Here is a 24,330-nt window from a genome sequence, read left to right as displayed (position 1 = left end):
CGAAAGAACATGCGCCTGAGTGGGGTCGCGCTTGGGTTGGCAAAAAACTTCAAACAGTTTGGACATGGAAAATACTCAAGGCTATCACGATCAAATCATCTTTGCCTTTGAAACCTATCATCCTAGCCTTTCATTGGTTGCTGAAGGCTCTGTCCTAGAAGCATTCAGATGGGAGTCTATCTTAATGAGCAAGCGAATCTCGAATGGGCGGAAACCCGTTTCAGCGTAGTTTATTGAACGTTAGAAATTCTTTCGGGAGCCAAAACTTTAAGCTGTCGAAAATAAATACAATTCCAGCCAAGCGTTTTTTGCAATCCATCTGATTCATCTATTGCCTACCCGACGGTTCCTCGGAGTTGCACTTGAGGCTAATCACCCGTCCTCCATGAACTGCGATCGTCATAATCTGAGCCACCATGGTGCTGATCTCTCCCGTTCCCGAATTGACAGGATACGCCGGAAAACAAGCCCCGCTCAGGCTCAGTCGAATGGCACTCCCAATCGGGATCTGAATGCAAGTCGGTTGAAGACTAACTCGCAAGGACTGAACCGCTTCACCGCGATCGCTCCGACGATACCCTTGCGAAAAATTGTAAACACTGCCATTCAGCTTCACTTCCGACAAAACCGCGCAGATATCAAAACTCGGCTGATCGGCGCTGCACTCCAACTCAACAACAATTTCTCCAGCCAAAGGCAATGCTTCAGTAAATGGCTCAGACGTGTAGGTGAGAATATCGCTACGACCATCGAGCGAGGCGCGATCGAAGGAACCACAGGGATAACAAGCGTGACCACCCGACGCGGGAACAGGTCGCCACGGATCGTGAACCATCACATCGGCAGGAGATAGCCTCTGGGGCGTGGAAACGAGAGAACCGTCGGTTTCGTCAATGCTGGCAAGCCCGGTGCTGCTGAGATAGAACGATGGGGCGGCGTTTGACGGAAATTCCGAAAAGGTGCGCCATTGATTGCTGCCCATTTCAAACAGCTTGATCGGCGGTTCGTTCACAAGCCCAGTGTCGATGCCTTTGAGAAACTGATCAAACCATCGCACTTGAGCGCGATCGCACCCACTCACCGCCGCTGCCCCATAATCGATCGCGCCTAGCCTGCGACCCCACGGCAAATGCGCCCACGCACCCACGATCAACTGCTGCACCGCACGACTTTGCTGATTCATCGCTTTGTAGAAATTTAACGTGCCGCGCATGTAGGTATCAAACCATCCGCCAATATGCAGCATTGGTAAATCAAAGTTTTCTAAATACGTGAGCGGCGATAATCGCTTCCAGTAAGCATCTTCAGGATCAGGATGGTCGAGCCAAGTTTGATAGAACGAATCGTATTCAGCTAACTCCTGCATGATTTGGGGGCGAGTTGGAACCCGATCGTAAAGCGGCAGGTTGCGAGCCGCGTCGGAGAATTTGAGAAAGGCGGCTTCATCCCCTTTCAGACGAGCGGTTTCAGCCCCAAGTTGAATCGCCCATGCCAAATTTGCAAACAGGCAAAATGCGCCCCCTTCATATGCCCAATCGCTATATAAATCGCCTGCCAACATTGCCGGACACAGCGCTTTGAGAGCAGGAGGGCGGTTAATCGCCGCATAAAGTTGAGTCATGCCTTGATAGGAAAACCCGTACATGCCCACAACGCCAGAGCTTCCGGGCAGAGTTGCTGCCCAATTGACGGCATCATAACCGTCCTCGATTTCATGCTCAAACAGCTTGAACTCTCCTGCTGATGTGCCTCGTCCCCGCACATCTTGAATGACCACCATATAACCCTGAGCCGCGTACCAGCTTGGATGGGCATATACCACAGTCGATGCGATCGCGCGTCCATAGGGCTGTCGCATCAACAGCACCGGAAACTCTCCTGGCTCGTCTGGGTAGTACACATCGGCATCCAACCGGACGCGATCGCGGGTCATCATCGAAACGGTTTTCATCATGGATCGAAGCGAGTTCTCAGAGCCACAGTACAGGACTAAAATCACGAGACTGAAAATTACGAGACTAAGAGCGGCATAGGGGCGCGGCGCAAAACTGCCAAATCTTCTGCATCGAGTTCGGCGGGGATGCCGCTGCGAATTAGTTCTGCAAAATCTTCGTTGGGAATCATGATGCACAGCATATACAGCCGATCCGAGCCTGTGTTGCGAAGTTCGTGAATTCCGGTTGCCGGAACGAGCAAGCTATCTCCGGCGCAAATTGGGACTTCTTTGCCATCGCAGTTGGCAACGCCTTCCCCTTTCAGCACAAAAAACATCTCGATCGCAAGCTGATGCCGGTTGGGAGGCGTCTTGCCGCCAACATCAAAAATTTCGACACAAAAGGTAAGGGAGAAATTCGCGATCGCAGGATCAAACACGATCGCGAGCCGGTTGGTATCGTGGGAACTGATGCGATAAGCCTGATAGTCACGAGGCGACTTGATCACCGGAATCACGCAGCGTTCATCATTCATCGCCTTATCCTTAAAAGTTCTTAGTACACGGTCGATTTCAGCGTTTTCTGATCAAATCATTAACCCCATCCAATACAGAATAAGTCGTAATTTAAAGTTGACAATTCAGAGTTAAGAAAGAAAAAAGCATTCCTTATTTTTCTACTTAAAATCACGCAATATAGTGCTTCCGTAAAGGATTACAAGACTGACATATTGGCAGACTCACTACCCGATTCAGCAAGCCACGCTAAAGCCAGCGTTTTCGAGAGGAATGTAACGTTTAATTCAAACCTTTAGTGCTGTACAAATCTCTGTAGAATCAGTTACAAATCCAAAGCATTGTCTCACGTTATACAACGTTGCTTGTACGCAATAATCGGGGGAGGTAGTTGCCGTGCAGTCGTGGATCAAAATGCAGTCATAGCCCAAAAAATTGGCATCTTGTAATGTTGCCATCACACATTGGTCAACATTAACACCGGCAAAAAAGAGCGTCGTCTTCCCTAAATTTCGCAAAATACTATCGAGGGGCGTGTCCCAAAAACCGCTCATCCGATACTTATCCACACTAATATCTTCGGGATGCTTTTCCAACTCATCGACAACAGCAGACGCCCAACTATCTTTGATTAAAACAGGAGCCTGATTTTTGGGGAGCAGGTCGCCCAAACCAACTCCCATTCCTGACGGGTTATAAACATGGCGAATTGCCGGACTAATATTGAACAAATCCGGGCGATTTCCCCAATTAACCCAAACGATCGGTACTCCGTTTTGACGCATAATCGGCAGAAATTTTTGCAAAGGCGCGATCGCATCTCTAGCCAGGCTCACATCTACACCAATATGAGCCAACCACCCATCCGGATGGCAAAAATCATTTTGCATGTCAATCACTAGCAGGGCAGACTTTTTAAGGTCAAGCCGTACACATTTCGTGTCTGTTTTAATTGAAACGAGCGTTGGCTCTAGAGGTGGGCGCGACAAATCTGCTGTTGTTTCATCAACAAACCAAGCATTGGGTGGAACGCCTAAAACGGTTTTGGGTTGGCTCATAGCTACAGCGTAGGAGATTTTTTGCTGAACTAAAGAATTTATTATTAACTGAGGGGAAATCGCCTCATCTTCAACCCTTCTCTTCTAAAAAAGGGGAGCTAGGTTAACTCATATTCCCTCGTTTGCCAGAGCAGCCTAGGGCGAGGGCAGCCTATGCAAGCAGATAGAGGTTTACCAAATTATCTTGATGGGAACTCTTTAGCGCGATCGCACTTCATTTATTACTACAAATTGCGCGATCGATGCTATTTTGACCATCACTTAAATTCACAATTAGTGGTAGGCTTTAGCCAGAAATCTACCCCGCACAATTAAAGGTTGCTTAGCGCGATCCTTAGAAACTTGCAAAACTATCTCTCTCTTCTGTTGCTCAACTACAAAGCATAAATTATGAGTTATAAATTACCGCAATGTTGGCATTTTCGGCTATAAATAACTCACGCCAAATCATTTACGTTTATCGTTTGGTTGCTCTATGCGTCTTTCTCCTCTCACCCTCTGTACGCTTGCCGCTTGGTCTGCCTTCAATGCCGCTCAAAATGCAACAGCGGCTCCACCAGAGCTAACCCAAACCTCTCCTCAAGACGTGGTAATTGCGGTCGATCAAACAACAGTCAACCCCGTGAGGTTGATTGCATCTCCAGAGTCTACCGCATCTCCAGAATTCTCACGCCAAGGTACAAGTTTTGAGCAGCCAAACGATAGTGAACTAAAAAGTCTCGTACGGAAAGATCTTGTACAGAAAGATAATGCACCGGTCTCCCAACGCCCTCAATCTGCAACCCTCACGGCTCAGCAAGCGATCGCAGACCCACCGCGTCGATTGGCTCAAACTGATCCAGCCTTGCAGCCCGGTGTAGAATCTGGAAATTCTGCTCCAATGTCTGCCCCCAATCTGCTAAGCCCAGAGCAACCCAGGTTAGAACCGCCCACCCCCTTAGAGCAACCCACTTGGCTCATTCCCGCCAACACGCCTCCATCGAGTGCCCAGGCTGTTCCTCCCCCGGCTCCCAGCATCCCCGGTTCTCCGCGTCCAACACCGCTCCCTCCTAACTTGGTCGTCACCGCCACCGACGTTCAGATTTTAGGAGTCGATGCAGAGCTTCAGCAGTTTGTCCGCTCCAACATTCGCACCCAACCTGGCGGGCAGGTCAGCACTCCGCAACTTCAGGCAGATGTGGCATCTATTTTAGGCACCGGGCTGTTTAGCAATGCTAGCGTCAGCACGCAGACCACCCCAAACGGGTTGAACGTCACGTTTCAGGTGCAGCCTGTTGTCGTGCAGTCGGTTCGATTAGTGAATGCCAGGGCACTGACTCCCGCGATCGCAAACAGCTATTTCAAGACTCAAATCGGGGCGATCGTCAGTCCTACAGCGATCAATCAAAGCATCCGCCAGATCAACCAATGGTATGCCGCAAATCAGTACAATCTGGCGCGGGTTGTGGCGGTCACCCCAAGCCGTGAGGGCATCTTGACGCTTGAAGTTGCAGAAGGCATCGTCAGCGATATTCAAATTCGCTTTACCGACGAGAACGGCAGCCCTGTCAGCGACACAGGCGAACCGATTCGCGGCAGAACGCGAGAAAGCTTTCTGAGACAACAAATTCAACTCATGCCAGGGCAGGTGTTTAAAGAAGACCTGGCACGGCAAGATTTGCAGCGTTTATTTCAAACAGGCTTGTTTAACAATGGGCAAATTGCCCTAGAAGGCGATGCGCGGCAAACCCGAGTGGTTTATGTTTTGACCGAAACTCGCTCCCGGGCGGTGAATGTGAGCGGCGGATATAACGACGATTTGGGGCTGTTTGGAAATCTGGGCTATAGCGATCGCAACTTCAACGGCATCGGGCAGCAAATCGGTGGCAACCTGCTGATCGGCACCCGAGATGTGCAGTTTGATGGGCGCTTTGTCAGCCCCTACCGAGAGACCGAACCCGATAAACTGGGCTACACCATCAGTGGCTTTCGGCGGCGCGGCTCGTCGCGGGTGTTTGATGATGACATTCGCTTGGACAATGGCGATCGCGTCCGAGAAGGGAGATTTGGCGTTGGGGTGGCGGTCAACCGCCCGATCGGGGAAGGCTGGAACGGCTCCCTGGGATTGAACTACGAGCGGATTAGCCTGCGCGACAGCGACGGCGATGTGGTTCGCACCGATGCCCGAGGCAATCCCCTTTCGTTTAGCGGCACCGGCATTGATGACTTAACCACCATCAACTTTACGGCAACCCGCGATACTCGCAACAATTTCATCGATCCATCCGACGGTTCCCTGCTCACGCTGACCACCGATCAATCGATTCCGATCGGACGGGGCAGCATTTTGTCCAATCGCTTGCAGGCAAACTATTCGCAATACATGCCGGTCAACCTTTTCAATTTAGAACAATCCCAAGGGCAACCAGAGGTGTTTGCATTCAATCTCCAGGCAGGAACCACACTCGGCGATCTTCCTCCTTACAATGCCTTTAGCCTGGGCGGTCCCAACTCCGTCCGGGGCTATGATGCAGGCACCGTTGCCATCAGCCGCAGTTTTATCCTTGCCTCTGCTGAATATCGGTTCCCGATCTACCGGATTATTGGGGGTGCTGTTTTTGCCGATTTTGCTTCGGATTTGGGTTCGAGTCGTTCGGTTTTAGGTCAACCGGGCATCGAACGAGATCGATCGGGAACGGGGTTTGGAATTGGGCTTGGAGTGCGGCTAAAGTCGCCCTTTGGTATCATTCGAGCGGGATATGGCATCAACGATCGCGGGGAAGGGCGGCTCCAAATTGGCATTGGCGAAAAATTTTAACCAACCGTCAGCTAGACGCCGCCCAGACTACCCTTGTCGTACGGGGGCAATCTAGGCAGGTCACTCAGACATTTTGCATCTCATCAAGTCTGTCTACTCAGCAAGCTTAGCCAGCGTGAGTGCCCTTGCGGACAGCACGACTGAGCAGGCGTCCGATAGCGATCAACAGCAAGCCTACGACACAAAACGCCACAAACAGTAGAGCCACGTTGACGAGCACCTGCGGATAGCCGAGTTTAGCAGCATCGAGAAACGGGTAGGGATACCAGTTAAAGATTGCCCCCCGACTTAAGGCAACGATCGAATAGACCAGCGGATAGATCAGCCAACCCAGCAAGTCTCGCGATCGCAACGCCGCTTTGGGCACAAACGCAACCCAGAACCCAACATAGGCAATGGGAATAAAGTAATGCAGCCCTCTATCCGCTAAAAGCTGCCACCCCTCTGGGTTCCACAATTGCCGCAGTAGCAAGAAGTAGGCGGCACCCACGATGACAATATACACCGCCGTTGCCGTTCTAACGCTGGGCTGAACACAAAACTGTGCCCATCGGCTCCTCGGTCGGAGCAGCGGAAGTGTCAGCACCAGCGCCACCAAAATATTGGTTAGAACTGTGAAAAAGCCAAAATATCGGGCAATGCCCACCCACAATGTGAGACCATTTTTGATCGCGAGGGTCGTAGTCAGATACAACTGTAATCCCAAGACCAACCAACCGATCGTACCGACGATCGCAGCATACGATCGCGAGAATGCAGTCGCTTTTTCTGTAATTGAGCGATCGTGAATTGTCATTGTCTAGCGCCCAGTAAAGACAGTTCTGCCGTGGTCAACTCCTCCATACGCCTGACAGGTAAAGGAGCGCAGGAAACTGCTGTCACTGCTCACCCCAATTTGGCACTCTCCCTCAATCGGTCGGGTCTGATTGCCCGTCGGAGAAGAGGCAAACGCCGTCACATTTGCCACAATCTGCCCTGGAGATCGGTTCGTAATGGCAGCGTAGTAAGTGACAGAGAAGGGTTGAATGTTTTCGCCACGGGCTGTTGCAGTCACAACCACACGATTTGAGCCAACCAGTTGCACATCTCCTGCGCCAGTTCCACGAAACCGCGCATTGGTGATGCTGCCAAATGATTCATAGCGCGAAGGAGCCGGTCCCGGCCCTGGAGTAATCGTGCCGTTGCCTGTACCCTGGTCGCCAGAACCGACAGCTACGACATAGGGTGAATAAACCCAACCTTCGACCCGCCCAGCCACAATGTAAGCCCAGTTGCCACTTTGCTTAATCCTGTTAACGCGAACGCCTTTATCAAACACGGTCAAAACAGGGTAATTTGTACCCGGACCTGTTCGCACATTGAGGTTGTTAACTGTCACCTCTACTGTTTCTGCAAAGACTGAAGAGATAGACACAACCACAGCAGCAGTTGCAGAGAAGAATACGGTCACCCAGCTTTTACTTTTCATGTCCACGTCTGATTTGCCGCTATGAAGCCATTGGTTTGATACCAAATTGATTTTTCTACTGCGACAGATCCTCGACCCCCTACCTACGGCATTCTCCCTTGGTCAGGAGGAACTTTCCGGCTCCCCTCCTGACTAAGAAGAGGTTGGGGGGGGTCGCAGGTCTGTAGCATTTACAGATTAATTTGGTATGAGACAACGAGACACTTTAGGAGTCAACTAGAAGTTAGCCTCTTCATGAAGTTTCTCGTCGCCACATAATACTTATCAGACATTACCATTAGATTGTGGGGTTATGCGATAAAGGGACTTCATCCCATAGCTACGGTGACATGCACACACTCCCGTGGTTTATTCGTCTAAAAATCGCTGTAAGCTAAGTTTCAGGCGCGTCAACTTCATCGCCTTGGTATTTAACTCAGCAGGGCTGCCGTTGATCAGGGGTTGTCCTGATCAAGCAACAGCGTCATCAATGTTGGTTGCGAGAAAGGCTCTCTAACTGGCTACCTGCTCTGCCACCTCTGGCAACCGCACTTGTTCCACGAGCGGCGTACACCCCAACCACTGGCGAGAAATTTGCACAAAGGGATGCGGATCGCCACTTACATAAAACCGAGTCGGCTTGGGTGGGCGAGTGTGACGCAAGCCCAAAACATCCAACTCTTGCGCGGCGGCTAAAACCACATGCGACGCCGGATCAATCAGTCGGACAGACCTAGGCACGATCGAGCGAATCACCGGAGCCAAATGCGGGTAGTGTGTGCAGCCATACACTAACGTATCGATGTGCTGATTTAATAAAGGCTGCAAATATTTTTCTGCAACCCGGTAAGTGTAAGGATCATGAATTCGACCTTGCTCAATCAGCGGCACAAACTCAGGGCAGCCAACTTGCCAGACTTGCGCCGCCCCATCAACCTCTAAAATCGCTTGGCGATAGGCATCGCTTTGAGCCGTTGCCAACGTGGAAATGACCCCGATGCGTTTGCCTGTTTGAACGGCAGCCCGCGCCCCTGGTAAGATCACGCCTAAGATGGGCAATCTGGGAAACTCTTGACGAATGGTTTCAATGGCCAACGCAGAGCTAGTATTGCACGCCATAATCACCATTTTGACGTGGTGGCTCTCCATCCACGCCAAAATCTCGCGCACAAATTGTTCGATTTCTAGCTGCGATCGCGCGCCGTAAGGCAACCGTGCTGTATCTCCAAAATAGAGAATTGACTCGTTCGGCAGTTGGCGATACAGTTCACGCAACACCGTTAAGCCGCCCACTCCACTATCAAACACCCCAATCACATCGGAACTTTGCGGCGAAGCTTGGAGCAATGACTCTGCTCGTCTAGCCGCACCGGATGCCTGATTCTTCATAGGTTAAGTTTTGACTCCACACCACACATGATTTAAGTCTAGGCGCAATTGCCTAGCCGCTCAAGTCTTTTCTCTCTAGCGGAGGTAGTTAACAATGCCCCGTGCGATCGATTGAGCAAGCTGTTGACGATAGCTTGCCGTCGCTAGTTTGGGGGCATCTTCTGCACCCGTGACAAAGCCAACTTCAACCAACACAGACGGCATTGAGGTTCTGCGAATCACATAAAACCGAGCTTGACGAACGCGGCGATCGCGGGTGCCGGTGCCTTGCAAAACGCTGCGGTGAATCGATTGCGCCAGACCCAAGCCAGAGGAAAAGTAGTAGGTCTCTAAGCCGTTGATATCAGGGCGACTCATGCTGATGGCATTGGCATGAATGCTAACAAACACCGTCGCGTTGGCACGCTCTGCGATCGCAACTCGGGGTTCAAGATCCAAGTCGCGATCGTCAGGGCGCGTCAAAATCGCCTGAATCCCCTGCTGCTCTAGCAACGCTGCCACTTGCCGACTAATATCCAACACAACATTTTTTTCGTAAAGATTGCCAATACCAACGGCACCCGGATCAGGCCCGCCATGCCCTGGATCGATCACGACGACTAAGCGCCCATTGGGCGTCCGAGGGCGCGGCTGCACCGGAGATGGATTGGTCGGCGGCGGAACCGGAATCGTGTTTCCAGGAGTAGGATTGGGCGGAAAAGACGCAGAGGCACGATTAAACGGCAAGGAAACCAGTTGACGGCTCGGCTGATTGGCAGTTCCAACTTGCACCCCAGAGGCAGGCGTCATCAACACGGCAACGTTCGTCCCTTCTTGGCGAATCCGGACTTGCAACAGCGGACTATTGGTCGGAAGTTGCGGACCTCGAATGTTGCTGTCTAGCTTTGCCGATGGCACCGTAATTCGATAGGCTCCCGTTGGGCGATCCCAGCCGGAGGTGTAGATAATCGGCTGATCGGCGCGAATCAGAATCTGATTATTCGCAGCATCGTAGTCAACAGATTGAATTTTTGCACCCTCCGATGGCGTTTGAGATCCAGAATTACGCGGCGATTCGACCGTCGGCACCGTAGCTGAACCCGCCTTCTGAGGCAAAACAACAATACCGCCCGTGCTGCCTGTGCCGCTTACTGATGCTTGCCAATTGGGGCTGTCGGGGGATAGCGCTAACGTCAACCGCACAACCGGCGGCGATGCCTGAAACTGAGAAACCTGAAAGCGGCTGACTCCGTTTTGGCGACCTGGGAGATCGCGAGGAAAGGCGCTAGGAGACAGCGTTGCACCGTAAACATCGATATACATTTGGCGACGATCGCCGCTTCTGACAGATCGGATCTGCGGCTGACCCGCATTGGTTCGCAAAAAGAAGCCATCCTGAGTGGCCTGAATGCTTTGGATCAGCGTCCCAGCCGTTCCACTGCTACTCACCGTTGGTAGAGTGTTCGGCAACGGTAGAGCGCTAACCGAGGGTGGGCTGCCTAGGGGAGGAGCCGCAAGCACCGCTCCAGCATTGCTACCTGTGAGTTGCGGCGTTGGCACCTGCACGGACCACTGCTGAGCCGTTGCCCCCCGAAACCTGACTTGCGACGGGTCGAGCGTGTATCCCGGAGCCAGTTCCATGACAATCCGAGTTGTGCCTTTCTCAAACTGCCCGACCCGTACCGAGCGAATTGCACCATTGTAGGACTGACTAACCGCAGGACGCCCTAAAGTCGTTCCGGGCAAATCGATCACCAGCCGAGTCGGATTTTCAATCAATTGCGCTTTGGGCTGCACGCCATCATCGGTCGTAAAGTCGAGACGATTTTGAGCCGCATCAAACCGCCACGATTGCAGCCTTGCTGCCTGAGCGGGAGCGGCTAAGAGAAACAGAAAAAAAGGTAGAAGTAAAGAATGTAAGTAAGAATTCAGCGTTCCTCCTATTTGGTTTTCTTTAGCATTAACCTGATCGCGTTTCAATGTCGTTCTCCTTGTGTGCATCGCGTCGCTGTGGATTGAAGCTGCAAAAACTAACGCTGAATTTTTAGATCACTATTGGTTTATGCAGGGTTCTATGCAGAAATAACAGGAGAAATCACGAGTTTTCGACTCAATCTTCGACTCAATTAGAGTGGTGAATTTCCCCTGTTTAGCCTTCTCACACACACGATTGGTAGATAGCTATGTCCTGTTGATGAATCGTCTCAGCCCTATCTATGTAGCTCCTGTTTTACGATTTTGCTGGAATAAACGGTAGGAGATCAAAAGATGAGGGTAGCAGCAAACTCAAGGGCTGCCGAGTTAATCACTGTCCTAACATTCGCCAAGATTGCACCTTTTTCTGGATATATTGCTGAACTTAGAAGCTAGATTCTAAATCTTGACTGGAGCAAACATAGGCGTGCAGATTGAGGTTGTCGAGAGAATAAAAACAGGCGGGCAGCATTAGGGATTACCTCAGGGTTTGGCTTGGCACGCCCTTCGCGGTTTGGTTTTGCCAGGGCTGTTTTATAGAAGTCAGAGCAGCATCGTGCAATGAGGAATTTGGCTACAGCATTTTAATATAGATGCTTAAGGGTCAAAATATTTTTTTAGAATTTGTCCACAAAAAATCGGTTGTGCGATCGCTTTACCGCCGCACAACCGAGGATGGGATTCACTGATTGAATAACGTGTAAGGGAGGGTTTGGCGCTGGAGAGCTTGGCGCGATCGCGCCCTAATCGTCGTGTTGAATCACACTTGAGTCTAAAATTTCAGCAGCCCCCATCCCATCAGAAGCTGCTGCCATCCCTGCCGGTTCAGAAACCAGTTGCGATACCTCATCACTCTTAGAAAAGACGATTCTCAGCAGGGGAGGCGCTAAAAAGGTCGTCAGAATCACCATCACAATCACAGCCGCTTGCAGCGATTCGGGCAACACTCCGGTTGTAGCGCCAAACGAGGCAAACACCAACCCCACCTCGCCCCTGGGAATCATCCCCACCCCGATCGCGAGGCGGTTAAGTTGCGGCTGTCCAAAAACGGTAAATCCGGTTACGACTTTGCCCACGATCGCCACTAAAACCAAGAAGGACGCCATAATCAGCCCTTCCCGGTTGCTGGGCACAAACGGGTTGAGCACACTCAGATCGGTTCGGGCACCAACTACCACAAAGAAAACCGGCACAAACATATCTGAAATCGGGGCGATCTGCTCTTGAAGCTCGGTGCGCTTCTCGGTTTCTGCCAAAATCAACCCTGCCGCAAATGCGCCCAAAATCGCTTCTAGCTGAATCACAACCGCAATATCAGCCAATACAAACGTCAGAATCAAGGCGGTGATCAAAAGCTGCCCCCGCGTTTTCAGTTCGTTCACCAAAGAAACTAGAAACGGGTTGAGCAGCAGACCTAGCCACAGACTGCCCACCAAAAAAACTCCAGCACTGACAACGAGATAAATAACGTTGCCGATTTCGACCTGTCCGGTTTTGGCGAGGCTAGCAACCACGGCAAGCACAATAATGCCTAGCACATCATCTAAGACGGCGGCACCGATGATGATTTGTCCCTCTTTAGAGTTGAGACGCTGGATCTCGGCTAAAACTCTTGCCGTAATGCCGATGCTCGTTGCCGTGAGTGCCGCCCCCGCAAAGATTGCAGGAATAGACGGAACGTTAAAAATGAGCATCAGACCTGCTGTGCCTAAGGCAAACGGAACTGTCACCCCGACCACCGCTACGATCGCGGCTTGGGGCCCTACCCGGATCAGTTCCTTGAGGTCAGACTCTAGACCAATTTCAAACAGCAAAATGATGACGCCCAGTTCTGCCAGGGTCGAGAGCACTTCGCTCTGAACCTCGAAAGTCGTCGTTAGCGTCGGCAGGTCAACCTGCATTGCCATCTGCAATAGCTGCATCACCATTGACTGGCTCGCGTCTAGATCAACGCTGGGAAACACGAGCAAATGCAGTGCCGAGACACCCACGATAACACCAGCCAGCAGTTCTCCTAAAACCGCCGGTAGCTCAATGCGAACGCAAATTTCGCCGCCAATTTTACTGGCAAAATAAACAACGACCAAGCTCAACAACACGCCTGCTAAGACCAGCGAGCCGCTCTCAGGGGCAGCATCTGCCAAAAGCGGCGGCAAAGAGACCTGGAGATTTAACAGAACAGAGGGTATGGAAGGGAAAGAACTATGCATCGGTTAAGACTTTTAGTGACGGCACTTTCGTTCTTTCCTATGTTACAGAGTTTGTAACATTCCTCTATTCTCGAAAAAGTAATCGTAACTAGACAAAAACTCTATGCTGCAAGGAGGGCATTTGCCGACGAACCTGCTCTAGGCGAGTGGGATTGATCTCTGCGATCGCAACGCCAATGTCGTCTCCGGCATCTGCCAAAATCACGCCCCACGGGTCTACAATCATCGCGTGCCCATGGGACTGTCTCAAGGCATTATGGCGACCCGTCTGAGCCGGGGCAATCACATAGCAGGTATTTTCGATCGCCCTAGCTTGCAGCAAGACCTGCCAGTGATCTTTCCCGGTATAGGCAGTAAACGCCGCCGGCACAAACAGCACCTCCGCCCCTAGCTGCGACATCTGGCGATACAGTTCCGGAAACCGCACGTCATAACAGACAGATAGCCCCAAATTGCCCAGTTCTTTCGATGGATAAATCGGCGCAACTCGCATCCCGGCTAACACGGTCTCAGATTCGCGATAGGTGTTGCCATCGGGCACATTCACATCAAACAAATGCACCTTTTCATACCGGACGAGTTCGTGACCGGCGGGGTCAACCAGCAGGGCAATATTGTAGACTTTGCCGTTGCCCACCGGAACCGGGAAGCCGCCGCCCAAGATGGTAACTTGAAAGCGTTGCGCCATGGTTTTGAGAAATTTTTCGCTAGCTTGCGCGATCGCATCGGCTTGCGCGACTTTCGCCGCTTCATCCCCTAAAAACGAAAAATTTTCTGGCAGAGTCACTAGCTCTGCTCCCTGGCGCACAGCAAGATCGATCAGGTCTTCTGCCTGCACAAGATTTTTTTTCAAATCGGGCAGACTGTTCATTTGAATGGCGGCAGCGAGGTAAGACTTCATAAGGTTCACTCATGCTCAGGAGAAAGAGAAAAGCTCTATATTGTACCGACTTTTAAAGGTGCATAAGCGTAGGTCAGGCAACGGACTAGCTCTGGTTTTTAGCCAAAATCGAGAACCCAAGTACCCGACTCTAGGTTACTTTACTACGGTAAGCTCGGTTGATCTCAAATCAACTCTCCTCCCCAGCACAAAACCTATTCGCGATCGCGTTGAGCGGCGTCCGAGGTGGGAGTTAAAACAGCACGAGTAATAGCAGATACTAAGCTAATCATGGCAGCAGCAAACACGAAAAGCATGAGCAATGATAACGCTGCAAAGGGAGAAAATATCAGGGTACAAAGTAGAACGATTAGAAGAAGAGATGCGATCGTATTGTTCATAAAAACCAACTCCACATAAAGATGTATATCTACTTTAGAAAAACGTCTTCAAATTCACCTCTAACGAGAGCAATATTTTACCGACCGGCTGAAGAAATATTCCGTTACGGTGATTCCCAGTGATCCAGGGTATGATGGCAGAAATCAATGCATCGTAAACTCTCTCAACGTAGAGATTGCAAGTCGTTCACGCTTTACCCAAGCGGCGAAACATTGGTTTTAATCAAGTTACAAACCCGGCAAGTCGCTATGAATGAATGGCAAAAAGAATTTTCTGAAACGCTAGAAACAATGGTTGGACAAGTCGAAGATTTTCTCACTGAATTTGCCCACAATCTATCTGAAGTTGTGCAGACCTATGTTGAGGTTTCTGAACAAGTCTCAACACAACTTAATGGCATTTTTGTAGATGAAGTTGAGCAATATATCACAGGGTTAGTCAGCCCGGTTTTAGAGGCTTACTTTGGCATTGAAAGCCTGGTTGAGGAAGCGGCTCAGCCAGTGTTTCAAACCGTTGATCCATTACTCAAACAGCATTTAGGCTGCGTCGGCTGTCGCCATTTTCACGGGCAAATTTACGGCGACACGTTGCTGGTCTGCGGAATGCATCCTTATGGCATTGATGAAGGGGTGGAAACCTGCCCCGACAAGGAAGCAACCGTATGGAAATCTCCCGGTTTTGCTGCTGACGGACGGTTCTTTTTCGGCTCCCATGAAGATTGGTAGGAGTTGCCTAATCCTACAAGTTGCCTAATCCTACAGCCGTTCTCCCTTGCTTAAACCATCCATCTCCCCATCCACTGTGGTTTATTCATCTGAAAATCGCTGTAAGTAATTCAAAAAATCTTCTCAAAAAAATCTCCGGCTCTCTAAATGAAGCAGCCGGAGATTTTAGAAGATCTTAATCAAGAGACCTGAACCTTGACAAAGTTAGACTCAGAACTCAATAGGCTACGAAGACCTAGACTAGCTTCAAGCTTGGGTATTCGGCTAACACATCGTCACGGGTCAGCACATCCCCCTCAGCTTGAGGAGTCCACAGCACTTCGAGCGCCAATAGCTGGTCGCTAGAGATGCTACCCAACTGGCTCAAGGCACGCTTCACATCATCTGAGCTATTGATCGCAGGAAGTTGGAGCTTGCTCTGAGTGCCAACTAGCAGCGTAACCAAAATATATTCTCCCGGTGCTTCAGCCAATTCGCCGCCTTTCTCGGCAACAGTCAACGCGCCCGAATCTTTAGAACCCTGCTTTAGCTGATCGTTCACATTCGAGAGCGTCTCTGCGGTAAACTTGCTGCGCTCAGACAAGGCTAGACGGTTAAACTCTGCACCCGCCGCTTGCAGCCGAGCCTGACGCGACTCTGATGCAGCATAAACCCAATACTCAGGATGACGAAGCAGGGATAGTGTTGTCTCTTGCAGCACTTGCGCCAAGCCTTCAGAAGAATCGGTGTCTGCGCGTTGAGCGATGCGATCGAGATCAGTTTGCAAACTCCGCGCTTGAGCAAGCAAGCCCACTTGCACCTTTGCAACCGAGACCGACGGATTGCTATCGTAATCTAGCTCACTCCCAGCAGTTGCCCGTTGGAAGCTTTGCAACAGAAAGCCCGCGATCGAGATAAAGATAAACAGAGTAAACAGGCTGCCGCCACCACCGAAGAACGGGAAGTAGAGGAAAGGGAAAAACCCACCGCCGCCGCCTGGATAGTAGCCCCCTCCCGGACGGGAGTAGCCACCGCCGCTAGGCGGCGCAAACGTACGACCCGGTGCTCTAAAGGAACCCCCGCCGATGCGCCCACCCGTACCTGCTGCCAGCGCGCCATCAGCCTGACCCAGGATCAGCGTCAGTACCAACCCCAAAGCGAGCAGGGATCGGATCAGGGATTTGAAAAAGGACTTTGGTGTTTTCATAACGTAATACCAGTTAGCTCACCTAAACGCAGAATATCGGGTTCTAAACGTCGAGCTTTATGCGTTTTTTCAAGGGTTTAAGCTTTTCTACTCCTCTACTGTATCGTTTTCTGTAGAGGTTGAAAATGCGCCCAACGGCGAGTTTTGGGCGAGATTACCGTACTGAGAGGGGGATGCGTTTGGCAGGGCGTTGCTAGGCGACGAGGGCTTAACCGCCGCCAACAATGGTGACAATTTCCAAGCGATCGCAGGCTTTAATTTGGGTCGTGTCCCAATACTGACGATGCAAAATTTCCCCGTTGTACTCCACCGCGACAAGGCGAGGATTTAAACCGAGTTGCTCTAAAAAATGGGGTAATAAGAGATTTGGCTCACAGGTTTTAGCTTCGCCGTTGACCTGAAGCGTGATCGGTTCTGCCATTGGTTTTCCCTACATCCACGGATCGGTAATAGAGTCTTGCTTAGCAAACTTTTGCCCCATCTGGGAGCGGCGTTTTTGGTCTAACTGCGCCATAAAATATTGCACTGCCAAGGTTGGTTGCTCAGCCTGCATAATTGCTCGGACGACGGAAACCCGTTGTGCCCCGGCGGCGAGAACGTCGTGAACAGTATTGGCGTCAATGCCCCCGATCGCAAACCAGGGAATTGGACATTGCTCTAAGGCATGACGCACACAGTCTAACCCGGCGGCAGGTCTACCGGCTTTGGTCGGCGTTTCATAAACCGGACCGACGCCCACATAGTCTGCCCCTTCCTGAATCGCCCGGTATAGATCGTCCCCATTATGGGTCGAGCGCCCAATAATGCGCTGAGACCCCAGCATCTGGCGAGCCAACTCTACCGGGAAATCGTGTTGCCCCAGGTGAACACCATCAGCATCTACCGCTAAGGCTAGATCGATGCGATCGTTGACAATAAACAGCGCTCCATATTCATGGCACATTCGCCGCAGTGCTCGGGCATGATTTAGCCGGGTCAGGTCGTCAGCATCTTTGTCTCGGTATTGAACCAGAGTCAGTCCTCCTTTTAAGGCAGCCTCGACCGTTTCAAACACCGTTTCTGACGGCGATGTGATCAGGTAGAGCATTGCTTGGTGCAGCTTTTGATGCCGATGCTGGGTGATCAGTTGGCTTTCGAGGGTGTATACCTGATAGCGCATGTGCTTGACCGCCTCAGTCAGGTCTTGGCGGTAGACTTTGCCGTATTCCTCTAACACCCGCAGCGCTTCTTCTACTCGACAAAAATTGGCTTGCAAGACATGGGCGATCGTACCCCGCGTGGCTTCGTTCGCATGGGTCAAGCCTGTGCCCGGATCGTCTGGCGTATTTCGCGCCGATCGCAGGTCGCTATGATGCCAAGTTGCGAGTTCCTGCCGCAGGTGCTTGCATTGCTCAGTAAATTCTGCATGGTTTAGACCAAATCGACACCATTCTTCGATCACCCGTAAACCTTCGCGGGCGCGATCGAGGTTAGCGTCCAAAATTCGGTATACGGCAGGTTGCATAAACGGGAGAGAGGGTTCTGTTTTGTCCATCGGAACAAACCAATTAATATTTCATCCTAACAGCGAGACGGAACAGGGGTATTTTGAATTGTGACATTCTTTTGCAACTTCAGGGTTAATACTTAACTGAGCGAATTTGTTGATCAAAAACTGAAGCACTTTTTAGAAACTCAATTATTATGAACTTCCGTTAAGGCGGTTTCGCTCTTACCCCTAGCGGACAAAATCCTGAGAATTGCTGTATTCTCTCTTGAGAAAACACAAAGTCTTTGACGTTAAGTGAGATTTATCGATCAGTTAAATCAGTGCTTTTACGGTCTTTTTTCGTTCTAAGTAACAAGTCATCCTACTGCCGTGTATAGGAGAAATATTGTGAGTGAATTATCCCTTGTAAAGCGCCCCTTTGGTGTTGTGTCACTGCTGAGCCTATCTGGAATGATGGGGTTGACCGGAGGGCTGCCAGCGATCGCAACTCCGCTCCAAGTAGCGCAAGTTTACAGCGCACCCACTCAATATAATTACTTATTTGTTAACTCAAATCGTGGAATTGATACCGCTGATGGAACAGCGCGATCGCCGCTTAAAACGATTACTCGCGCCTTACAAATTGTTCAACCAAACACGATCATTCTGTTAGCTCCGGGTACGTATAGTGCCCAAACTGGCGAAGCATTTCCGTTGCAAATGAAACCAGGAACCACGATCAAAGGAGAGCCTCGCGATCGCGGACAAAATGTCGTCATTCAAGGCAGTGGCATCTTTTTAAGTCGTACGTTTGCGCGACAAAGTGTCACAATCTTGGGTGCAAATCAGGCGGGCTTAACCGGGGTTACGGTTTCCAATCCCAACGCTCAAGGCTACGGGGTGTGGATCGAGTCTACCAGCCCGGTGATTAGCGACAACACGTTTACCGGAAGCGGTCATGATGGGGCGTCGGTGGTGGGCAGCAGTGCGCCTGTTCTTCGTAACAACTATTTCTACGAAAATGGCGCGAACGGCATCACCATTTACGGCACATCTCGCCCCGAACTTCACGACAACATTTTTGAGAAGACCGGATTTGGGATCAATGTGGCGCAAAATGCAGCGCCTCGCATTATCGGCAACCGCATTACCCAAAATAAAGATGGCATCGTGATTCAGGGGAAAGCCGCGCCGATTCTCCGCAACAATGTGATTGATGGCAACCTGCGCGACGGCATGGTTGCGATCGCACAATCTCGCCCCAATCTCGGCACCTCGTCTGATCCTGGAAACAACACCTTTACCGGCAACGGACAGTTTGACCTCAACGCCCAAAAAAGTATTCAAAAGATTCCCGCCTTTGGCAACCAAATCACGGGCAGCAAAACGATCGGGCGATTAGATTTTTCCAACACCTCCGCTACAGCAGAGGCTCCGGTTAGTGTGGCATCGGCTAAGGGATATCGGCAACCCTTGCCCGCCATTGCGCCCGCTCCGGCGGCACCGCTTCCCGCTTTATTCAACCGCTCGGTCGCGCCGTCTATTATCAGCCCACCTGTCAGCCCATCTGCCAGCCCAGCCATGGGATCTGCCTCTAGCCCTGTCCCAGCGATCGCTGTGTCGCCTGCCCTGCCCCGGGGTGGGAGAGTCTTACCGCTTCCCAAACAACCAAAAGCTCAAAGCGTCTCGGCGGAAATTCCGGTGCCATCTCCAGCCCGGTTAAGCCCGATTCCCGCCCGTTCTGCTTTGCAGCCCAACCCCGTCATGCCGCGCTTCGGCTCAAATGGTGCGATCGATATTCCTGTGCCACCACCAGAATCGAGCGTGGCTCCCCGCCAAGCCTTAGCGATGCAGTCTAGCGTTAGCCGCCCAGAGTTTTCCCCCAACCCGATCTCAGCATCGGGGACGTTACCCGTTCCCAAAGGCTCGATTCCCCTTGGGCGAACGGCAGGAACATCGGTCAAGGTGTGGCGAGGCGCTCCTGTTTCTCCCAACCGGGTTGCCCCTCCGAGTAGCCAAATGTTGGCGCTCGGACTGCGCTACCGAGTGGTGGTGCAGGCGAGCGGTGAGGGGGAGCAGGCTCAAATTCAATCTGTGGCTCCAGGGGCTTTTCCGGTGTTTCGAGGCAGCCAAAACGTGATGCAAGCGGGGGTCTTTAGCGATCGCACCAAAGCCGATGAACTGATCCAAATGTTGGTCAATCAAGGACTGCGAGCCACGATCGAACAGCTATAACGCTGGGACTGTAAACACCGGGAGGCAGATGCCTGCGGCAAGGCTTGGCAGGGTCTAACAGCGCTGTATGCCTCCCTTTTTCCATCTTCCCTTATCCCTCTTCTTCTAGAATGGTGATTACTACACAAAGTCACCACCATAGGATTGTTCATGGATATTGTCGAGTTTTTTCAACAAAGTGCGGGGAAATGGTCCTCAATGCGAACCAGCCATCACTTGGCGTTTAAGCAGCAAGAGGCTGGAAAATCTAATATTCAGATCGAATTGCTCGACAAAACAGATCCTGCTGTGATCCAACTGTGCCAGCAATATAATGTTGATCCGGCAACGGCGGCGTGTGGGGCACGAGTAAGCTGGGACGGCACCATGGACTGGGATAAAGAAAAACACGATGGGACAACGGTGCTGGTGCCTGTCGCAAACCCAGACAACCCCAAAGAAGGAACGCTGTTGCGCGAGATGGGCTACGCCGAAAAAGCCCCGGTTGCGGGGAGCTATCACATCAACGAAACAGATGAATTAACCCTTGTGACTGAGTATGAAAGCATGTACTCCAAAGAACGGCTTTGGTTTGAAAGCCCGAATGTACGGTTGCGCCACAGCATTTTGAAGCGATTTGGGGGCTTTAGCATGGCGTCTTTTTGCTCGGAGATTCGGTTAGGGGTGGCTAAGCCTGACGAGCAGACTAGCGATACGGCAGCAGCCGACGCCGAATGAGTTGCCCCAGGAGTGTGAGGGTCGCGATCGCAGGTGGGAGAGGGTACGCGCAGATCCTCTATTCGCAGATTTGCGGTGAACAATCTTCATAGCGATTTCCCTGCGATCGCAGCATCCTCCAATCGAGCCAAAGGATTGACTCTTCTCCTGGGAAAGTGTTCAATGCTAACAATCTTTTGCCGAGGAAATAACAGAGATTTTCTAAAATTCTGAAAATATCGGCAGAAATGTATAAAGAGGCACAAAAAGTGCCTTTGCAGTCAGTTTAAGTGTTCTAAAGTCATCAATCGTTTACAAAGACGCATGGGCAGTAAACAGACTCCGAAGGAATAAACTACACAGATCGAAATTTAGCAACAAGGTTTTAGCAGACGGTGTTTTGTTGAAAGTTTTGCTCAAAGTTTTGCTCAAAGTCTGAGTCCGATACACTCACAAATCATTTGGGTGGCGAGAAAGGGAAGAAATGGTAGTGACCAAAGAAAGACCGCTTGCATCATTATTTCGTCAGATTGGCGGAGGTGCCTACCCTCCTGTTGTGGAGACATTTGAGCGTGGTAAAACAATTTTCTTTCCGGGCGATCCGGCGGAACGGGTGTACTTTCTGCAAAAAGGAGCCGTCAAGCTATCGCGGGTCTATGAGGCAGGAGAAGAAATTACGGTAGCGCTGCTGCGAGAAAACAGCGTGTTTGGCGTGCTGTCTCTGATCACAGGTCAACGTGCCGATCGCTTCTATCATGCGGTGGCGTTTACCCCAGCCGAGTTGCTGTCTGTGCCGATCGAGCAGGTTGAGAAAGCCCTAAAAGACAATCCAGATCTGTCGATGATGATGCTCAAGGGCTTGTCGTCTCGGATTTTGCAAACGGAGATGATGATCGAAACCCTGGCCCACCGCGACATGGGATCACGGCTTGTGAGCTTTCTGCTGATTTTGTGCCGCGACTTTGGTCTGCCAACCCAAGAGGGGATTACGATCGATCTCAAACTCTCCCATCAAGCGATCGCAGAAGCAATCGGCTCAACCCGCGTCACCGTAACGCGGCTGTTGGGGGATTTGCGGCAAGACAATATGATCTCCATTCACAAGAAAAAGATTACGGTTCACAATCCAGTCACGTTGAGCCAGCAATTCACCTGATGGGTTGCCACGATCGCTGCAAATCCCCATTTTCTTTGCAGCAGCAATCTCCGTTCCACAGGCATAATAGATGCGGAGTCCTGCTGAGTGATCTAGGCTAGAGCGTTCTGGAGCATCAATGTCCGATATTGGGCTAATTCTGATTTTGGCAGTCTTGATTTTGGGCGGGCTGATTGCAACCGTTGGCGATCGCATCGGCACCAAGGTCGGAAAGGCGCGTCTGAGCTTATTTAATCTGCGTCCCAAACGCACCGCCACGATCGTGACGATTTTGACTGGGACTCTGATTTCTGCCTCTACCTTTGGCATTTTGTTTGCCAGCAGCCGCCAGTTTCGGGAGATGCTGCTAGGGTTTAACTCGCTGCAAAACAAACTCCGCGACCAAAATCGAGAGTTGAGGCAAAGCTCGGAGGAGCTTCAAACCACCAACCAGCAGAAGCGCCAGGTTGAAGATGAGCTAGAACGGACTCGCGCAGAGCGCAAACAAGCCGAAGGACAACTCAACCGGATCAATGAATCCCTCAAGCAAGCCCTGGTAAAACAGAACCAGACCAACGAGCAGCTAAAAACGGCAGAAGCCCAACGCGACCTGATTCGGGGGCAGCTAGATACAGTCTCTCAACAAGCCGAAACCCTGCGATCGGAGATCAACCAGTTGCAGTCTGAGCAGGAAACGTTGATTGCTCAGCGTGATGCGGTAAAGGCACAAATTGCCGAACGGGATCAGCAGATTGCGGAGCGAACGGAGATTATTCAGCGACGCGATCGCGAAATTTCCAATCGCGATCAGGTGATTGCCCAGCGCGAGGTGCAACTCAAACAACTCGAAGCTCAGCAAGCCCTCTTAGCCGAAGCCGTGCAGCAGTCTGAACAAGAAGCCCAACTGATTCGCGGCGGCTATTTGGCAATTTTGCGGAGTCAGGTTCTATCATCGGGAGTGCTGCGCGTGGTAGACCCCAATGCGGCAAAAGCGGCGGTCGATCGCTTGTTAAAAGAAGCTAATCGCACGGCGTGGCAGTTAGTTCAGCCCGGTTCGCCCGATGTCGCACAGATCGTGCAGATCAAAACCGCCGAGGTAGAACGTTTGATCACAACGATCAATGATGGTCAAGATTATGTCGTGCGGATTGTGGCAGACGCAAACTATGTGCGCGGAGAACGGCGACCGATTTCGGTCTATGCTACGGCGATTCCAAATCGGGTTGTGTTTTTAGCCGGAGAAATTGTCGCGAGCAAAACCCTCGAACCTGCCAAGCTAACGCCTGATCAGTTTCAACAAGGCATTGAACAACTGATTGCATTCTCCAACTTTCGGGCGAAGCGGGCAGGTGTGATTAATGATGGGATTCAACTAGAGAAACTAGAGTCGTTGGCTAGCTTTTTAGACCAACTGCGTCAATATCAAACTCCGGTTGAGCTTCGGGCGGTGGCATCGGATGTGACGTACACCGTAGGCCCCCTCAGAATAGAGTTAGTCGTGGTGCAAAACGGGCAAGTGGTGCTGAGAATGTCGTAGTCGTGTGTAGTTGGGAACCGATGAGGGAGACGAACGAGGAGACGATGGGGGATCAACCGGTGATCTTGGGATTTGATCCGGGGCGGCAAAAGTGCGGGTTAGCGGTGATGGGGGTGGATCGCCGGTTATATTATCACGAGGTAGTGACGGCAGACGGCGCGATCGCAACGATTCGATCGCTGCGGCAACAGCTTCCCATTTCGCTATTGGTGATGGGAGATCAGACCTCATCTAAGGCGTGGAAGCGGAGGCTAAACGAGGAGTTGGGGGAGCCGTTGCGGGTGGTGATGGTAGATGAGCGGCACAGTTCGTTGGAGGCGCGCGATCGCTACTGGCAGATGTATCCGCCCACAGGTCTGACACGCCTTGTGCCTGAGGGAATGCGGACGCCGCCGCGCAGCATCGATGACATCGTGGCGATTTTGTTGATCGAGCGCTATCTACACCGGTTGACGGCTTAGCTCTGGGAGTGATTCGATGCATACCAATTGATTTTTCAACTGCGGACAGATCCTCGACCCCCTGCCTACAGCATCCCCCCTGGGTCAGGAAGGACGTTCCGGCTCCCCTCCTGACCCAGGAGGGGTTGGGGGAGGTCGTCAGGTCTGTCGCATTTACAGATTAATTTGGTATCAGTCACTCGATCGGGATAGGTCGCAGAAAATTTAGATACTCCACAAGTAGCGTAACGTCAGTTCGGTTTAACGCGAAGGCAGCAAATTATAGTCAATGGCAATCGCAGGCTTCTTCGGTTGATGGCAAT

Annotated in this window: 21 protein-coding genes; 8 read left to right on the top strand and 13 right to left on the bottom strand. The window is 51.4% G+C overall.

Annotated features, from left to right (window positions below):
* Positions 1 to 64: 64 nt before the first annotated feature.
* A complete protein-coding gene (locus GS601_RS23980; RefSeq protein ID WP_420800313.1) occupies positions 65 to 229 on the top strand; it encodes a DUF6334 family protein in 165 nt (54 codons plus the stop codon).
* A 99-nt stretch (positions 230 to 328) separates the two neighbouring features.
* Here the strand turns inward: GS601_RS23980 and GS601_RS16610 are convergent, their stop codons facing one another.
* From GS601_RS16610 to GS601_RS16600, 3 genes are all read right to left on the bottom strand, one after another.
* On the bottom strand, positions 329 to 1,954 hold the full coding sequence (locus GS601_RS16610; protein ID WP_202925152.1) for a CocE/NonD family hydrolase: 1,626 nt from the start codon (positions 1,952 to 1,954) through the stop codon (positions 329 to 331).
* A gap of 56 nt (positions 1,955 to 2,010) precedes the next feature.
* Positions 2,011 to 2,469, bottom strand: coding sequence for a cupin domain-containing protein (locus tag GS601_RS16605; RefSeq protein ID WP_162424406.1), 459 nt, complete (start codon positions 2,467 to 2,469; stop codon positions 2,011 to 2,013).
* Between the two features lie 267 nt (positions 2,470 to 2,736).
* Entirely contained in the window at positions 2,737 to 3,507 is a 771-nt protein-coding gene (locus tag GS601_RS16600) for a cysteine hydrolase family protein (protein WP_162424405.1), read from the bottom strand.
* 475 nt (positions 3,508 to 3,982) lie between these two features.
* Here GS601_RS16600 and GS601_RS16595 point away from each other — a divergent pair, with 475 nt between their 5' ends.
* Complete coding sequence (locus GS601_RS16595) at positions 3,983 to 6,304, top strand: BamA/TamA family outer membrane protein (RefSeq protein WP_162424404.1); 2,322 nt, start codon at positions 3,983 to 3,985, stop codon at positions 6,302 to 6,304.
* A 106-nt stretch (positions 6,305 to 6,410) separates the two neighbouring features.
* Here the strand turns inward: GS601_RS16595 and GS601_RS16590 are convergent, their stop codons facing one another.
* The 7 genes from GS601_RS16590 to GS601_RS16560 form a co-directional block, all read right to left on the bottom strand.
* Positions 6,411 to 7,100 carry a Pr6Pr family membrane protein gene (locus tag GS601_RS16590; RefSeq protein WP_162424403.1) on the bottom strand — a complete coding sequence of 230 codons (690 nt, stop codon included), beginning with the start codon at positions 7,098 to 7,100 and terminating at the stop codon, positions 6,411 to 6,413.
* A gap of 3 nt (positions 7,101 to 7,103) precedes the next feature.
* Entirely contained in the window at positions 7,104 to 7,772 is a 669-nt protein-coding gene (locus tag GS601_RS16585; RefSeq protein ID WP_162424402.1) for an SH3 domain-containing protein, read from the bottom strand.
* A 492-nt stretch (positions 7,773 to 8,264) separates the two neighbouring features.
* A complete protein-coding gene (gene murI / locus GS601_RS16580) occupies positions 8,265 to 9,140 on the bottom strand; it encodes a glutamate racemase (protein ID WP_162424401.1) in 876 nt (291 codons plus the stop codon).
* Between the two features lie 75 nt (positions 9,141 to 9,215).
* Positions 9,216 to 11,099 (bottom strand): N-acetylmuramoyl-L-alanine amidase, encoded by a 1,884-nt coding sequence (locus GS601_RS16575; RefSeq protein ID WP_238393324.1) that lies wholly within the window; start codon positions 11,097 to 11,099, stop codon positions 9,216 to 9,218.
* A 737-nt stretch (positions 11,100 to 11,836) separates the two neighbouring features.
* Positions 11,837 to 13,303 (bottom strand): cation:proton antiporter, encoded by a 1,467-nt coding sequence (locus GS601_RS16570; protein WP_162424399.1) that lies wholly within the window; start codon positions 13,301 to 13,303, stop codon positions 11,837 to 11,839.
* An 88-nt stretch (positions 13,304 to 13,391) separates the two neighbouring features.
* The gene (locus GS601_RS16565) at positions 13,392 to 14,204 is read right to left on the bottom strand and encodes a carbon-nitrogen hydrolase family protein (RefSeq protein ID WP_162424398.1); all 813 of its coding nucleotides are present in this window, start codon (positions 14,202 to 14,204) and stop codon (positions 13,392 to 13,394) included.
* Positions 14,205 to 14,398: 194 nt separating this feature from the next.
* On the bottom strand, positions 14,399 to 14,584 hold the full coding sequence (locus tag GS601_RS16560; protein ID WP_162424397.1) for a hypothetical protein: 186 nt from the start codon (positions 14,582 to 14,584) through the stop codon (positions 14,399 to 14,401).
* A 249-nt stretch (positions 14,585 to 14,833) separates the two neighbouring features.
* Here GS601_RS16560 and GS601_RS16555 point away from each other — a divergent pair, with 249 nt between their 5' ends.
* Positions 14,834 to 15,310, top strand: coding sequence for a hypothetical protein (locus GS601_RS16555; protein WP_162424396.1), 477 nt, complete (start codon positions 14,834 to 14,836; stop codon positions 15,308 to 15,310).
* A 235-nt stretch (positions 15,311 to 15,545) separates the two neighbouring features.
* Here GS601_RS16555 and GS601_RS16550 read toward each other — a convergent pair whose 3' ends face one another.
* The 3 genes from GS601_RS16550 to GS601_RS16540 form a co-directional block, all read right to left on the bottom strand.
* A complete protein-coding gene (locus GS601_RS16550) occupies positions 15,546 to 16,496 on the bottom strand; it encodes a DUF1517 domain-containing protein (RefSeq protein WP_162424395.1) in 951 nt (316 codons plus the stop codon).
* Between the two features lie 208 nt (positions 16,497 to 16,704).
* Positions 16,705 to 16,917: a sulfur carrier protein ThiS gene (gene thiS, locus GS601_RS16545; RefSeq protein ID WP_162424394.1), complete on the bottom strand. Its 213-nt coding sequence runs from the start codon at positions 16,915 to 16,917 to the stop codon at positions 16,705 to 16,707.
* Between the two features lie 9 nt (positions 16,918 to 16,926).
* Positions 16,927 to 18,030 (bottom strand): thiamine phosphate synthase, encoded by a 1,104-nt coding sequence (locus GS601_RS16540; protein WP_238393323.1) that lies wholly within the window; start codon positions 18,028 to 18,030, stop codon positions 16,927 to 16,929.
* Between the two features lie 342 nt (positions 18,031 to 18,372).
* Here GS601_RS16540 and GS601_RS16535 point away from each other — a divergent pair, with 342 nt between their 5' ends.
* The 5 genes from GS601_RS16535 to GS601_RS16515 all read left to right on the top strand — a co-directional run bounded on the left by GS601_RS16535 (position 18,373) and on the right by GS601_RS16515 (position 24,028).
* Positions 18,373 to 20,199 carry a DUF1565 domain-containing protein gene (locus GS601_RS16535; RefSeq protein WP_162424393.1) on the top strand — a complete coding sequence of 609 codons (1,827 nt, stop codon included), beginning with the start codon at positions 18,373 to 18,375 and terminating at the stop codon, positions 20,197 to 20,199.
* 150 nt (positions 20,200 to 20,349) lie between these two features.
* Positions 20,350 to 20,916 carry a phycobiliprotein lyase gene (locus GS601_RS16530; RefSeq protein WP_162424392.1) on the top strand — a complete coding sequence of 189 codons (567 nt, stop codon included), beginning with the start codon at positions 20,350 to 20,352 and terminating at the stop codon, positions 20,914 to 20,916.
* Between the two features lie 463 nt (positions 20,917 to 21,379).
* Positions 21,380 to 22,051 (top strand): global nitrogen regulator NtcA, encoded by a 672-nt coding sequence (gene ntcA, locus GS601_RS16525; RefSeq protein ID WP_162424391.1) that lies wholly within the window; start codon positions 21,380 to 21,382, stop codon positions 22,049 to 22,051.
* Positions 22,052 to 22,169: 118 nt separating this feature from the next.
* Complete coding sequence (locus GS601_RS16520; protein ID WP_162424390.1) at positions 22,170 to 23,567, top strand: DUF3084 domain-containing protein; 1,398 nt, start codon at positions 22,170 to 22,172, stop codon at positions 23,565 to 23,567.
* 20 nt (positions 23,568 to 23,587) lie between these two features.
* Positions 23,588 to 24,028 (top strand): pre-16S rRNA-processing nuclease YqgF, encoded by a 441-nt coding sequence (locus GS601_RS16515; RefSeq protein WP_238393321.1) that lies wholly within the window; start codon positions 23,588 to 23,590, stop codon positions 24,026 to 24,028.
* Positions 24,029 to 24,330: the final 302 nt, after the last annotated feature.

It is taken from the genome of Myxacorys almedinensis A, from assembly GCF_010091945.1.
GTDB lineage: Bacteria > Cyanobacteriota > Cyanobacteriia > Leptolyngbyales > Leptolyngbyaceae > Myxacorys > Myxacorys almedinensis.
This window is presented reverse-complemented; position numbering and strand designations above follow the sequence as displayed.

Excerpts from the sequence above, each read along its gene's own strand:
- GS601_RS16520 (WP_162424390.1), top strand. The coding sequence starts at position 22,170 with ATGTCCGATATTGGGCTAATTCTGATTTTGGCAGTCTTGATTTTGGGC.
- GS601_RS16515 (WP_238393321.1), top strand. The coding sequence starts at position 23,588 with ATGAGGGAGACGAACGAGGAGACGATGGGGGATCAACCGGTGATCTTG.
- GS601_RS16590 (WP_162424403.1), bottom strand. The coding sequence starts at position 7,100 with ATGACAATTCACGATCGCTCAATTACAGAAAAAGCGACTGCATTCTCG.
- GS601_RS16560 (WP_162424397.1), bottom strand. The coding sequence starts at position 14,584 with ATGAACAATACGATCGCATCTCTTCTTCTAATCGTTCTACTTTGTACC.
- ntcA (WP_162424391.1), top strand. The coding sequence starts at position 21,380 with ATGGTAGTGACCAAAGAAAGACCGCTTGCATCATTATTTCGTCAGATT.
- murI (WP_162424401.1), bottom strand. The coding sequence starts at position 9,140 with ATGAAGAATCAGGCATCCGGTGCGGCTAGACGAGCAGAGTCATTGCTC.
- GS601_RS16610 (WP_202925152.1), bottom strand. The coding sequence starts at position 1,954 with ATGATGAAAACCGTTTCGATGATGACCCGCGATCGCGTCCGGTTGGAT.
- GS601_RS16595 (WP_162424404.1), top strand. The coding sequence starts at position 3,983 with ATGCGTCTTTCTCCTCTCACCCTCTGTACGCTTGCCGCTTGGTCTGCC.
- GS601_RS23980 (WP_420800313.1), top strand. The coding sequence starts at position 65 with ATGGAAAATACTCAAGGCTATCACGATCAAATCATCTTTGCCTTTGAA.
- GS601_RS16550 (WP_162424395.1), bottom strand. The coding sequence starts at position 16,496 with ATGAAAACACCAAAGTCCTTTTTCAAATCCCTGATCCGATCCCTGCTC.
- GS601_RS16555 (WP_162424396.1), top strand. The coding sequence starts at position 14,834 with ATGAATGAATGGCAAAAAGAATTTTCTGAAACGCTAGAAACAATGGTT.
- GS601_RS16570 (WP_162424399.1), bottom strand. The coding sequence starts at position 13,303 with ATGCATAGTTCTTTCCCTTCCATACCCTCTGTTCTGTTAAATCTCCAG.
- GS601_RS16585 (WP_162424402.1), bottom strand. The coding sequence starts at position 7,772 with ATGAAAAGTAAAAGCTGGGTGACCGTATTCTTCTCTGCAACTGCTGCT.
- thiS (WP_162424394.1), bottom strand. The coding sequence starts at position 16,917 with ATGGCAGAACCGATCACGCTTCAGGTCAACGGCGAAGCTAAAACCTGT.
- GS601_RS16605 (WP_162424406.1), bottom strand. The coding sequence starts at position 2,469 with ATGAATGATGAACGCTGCGTGATTCCGGTGATCAAGTCGCCTCGTGAC.
- GS601_RS16530 (WP_162424392.1), top strand. The coding sequence starts at position 20,350 with ATGGATATTGTCGAGTTTTTTCAACAAAGTGCGGGGAAATGGTCCTCA.
- GS601_RS16540 (WP_238393323.1), bottom strand. The coding sequence starts at position 18,030 with ATGGACAAAACAGAACCCTCTCTCCCGTTTATGCAACCTGCCGTATAC.
- GS601_RS16565 (WP_162424398.1), bottom strand. The coding sequence starts at position 14,204 with ATGAAGTCTTACCTCGCTGCCGCCATTCAAATGAACAGTCTGCCCGAT.
- GS601_RS16600 (WP_162424405.1), bottom strand. The coding sequence starts at position 3,507 with ATGAGCCAACCCAAAACCGTTTTAGGCGTTCCACCCAATGCTTGGTTT.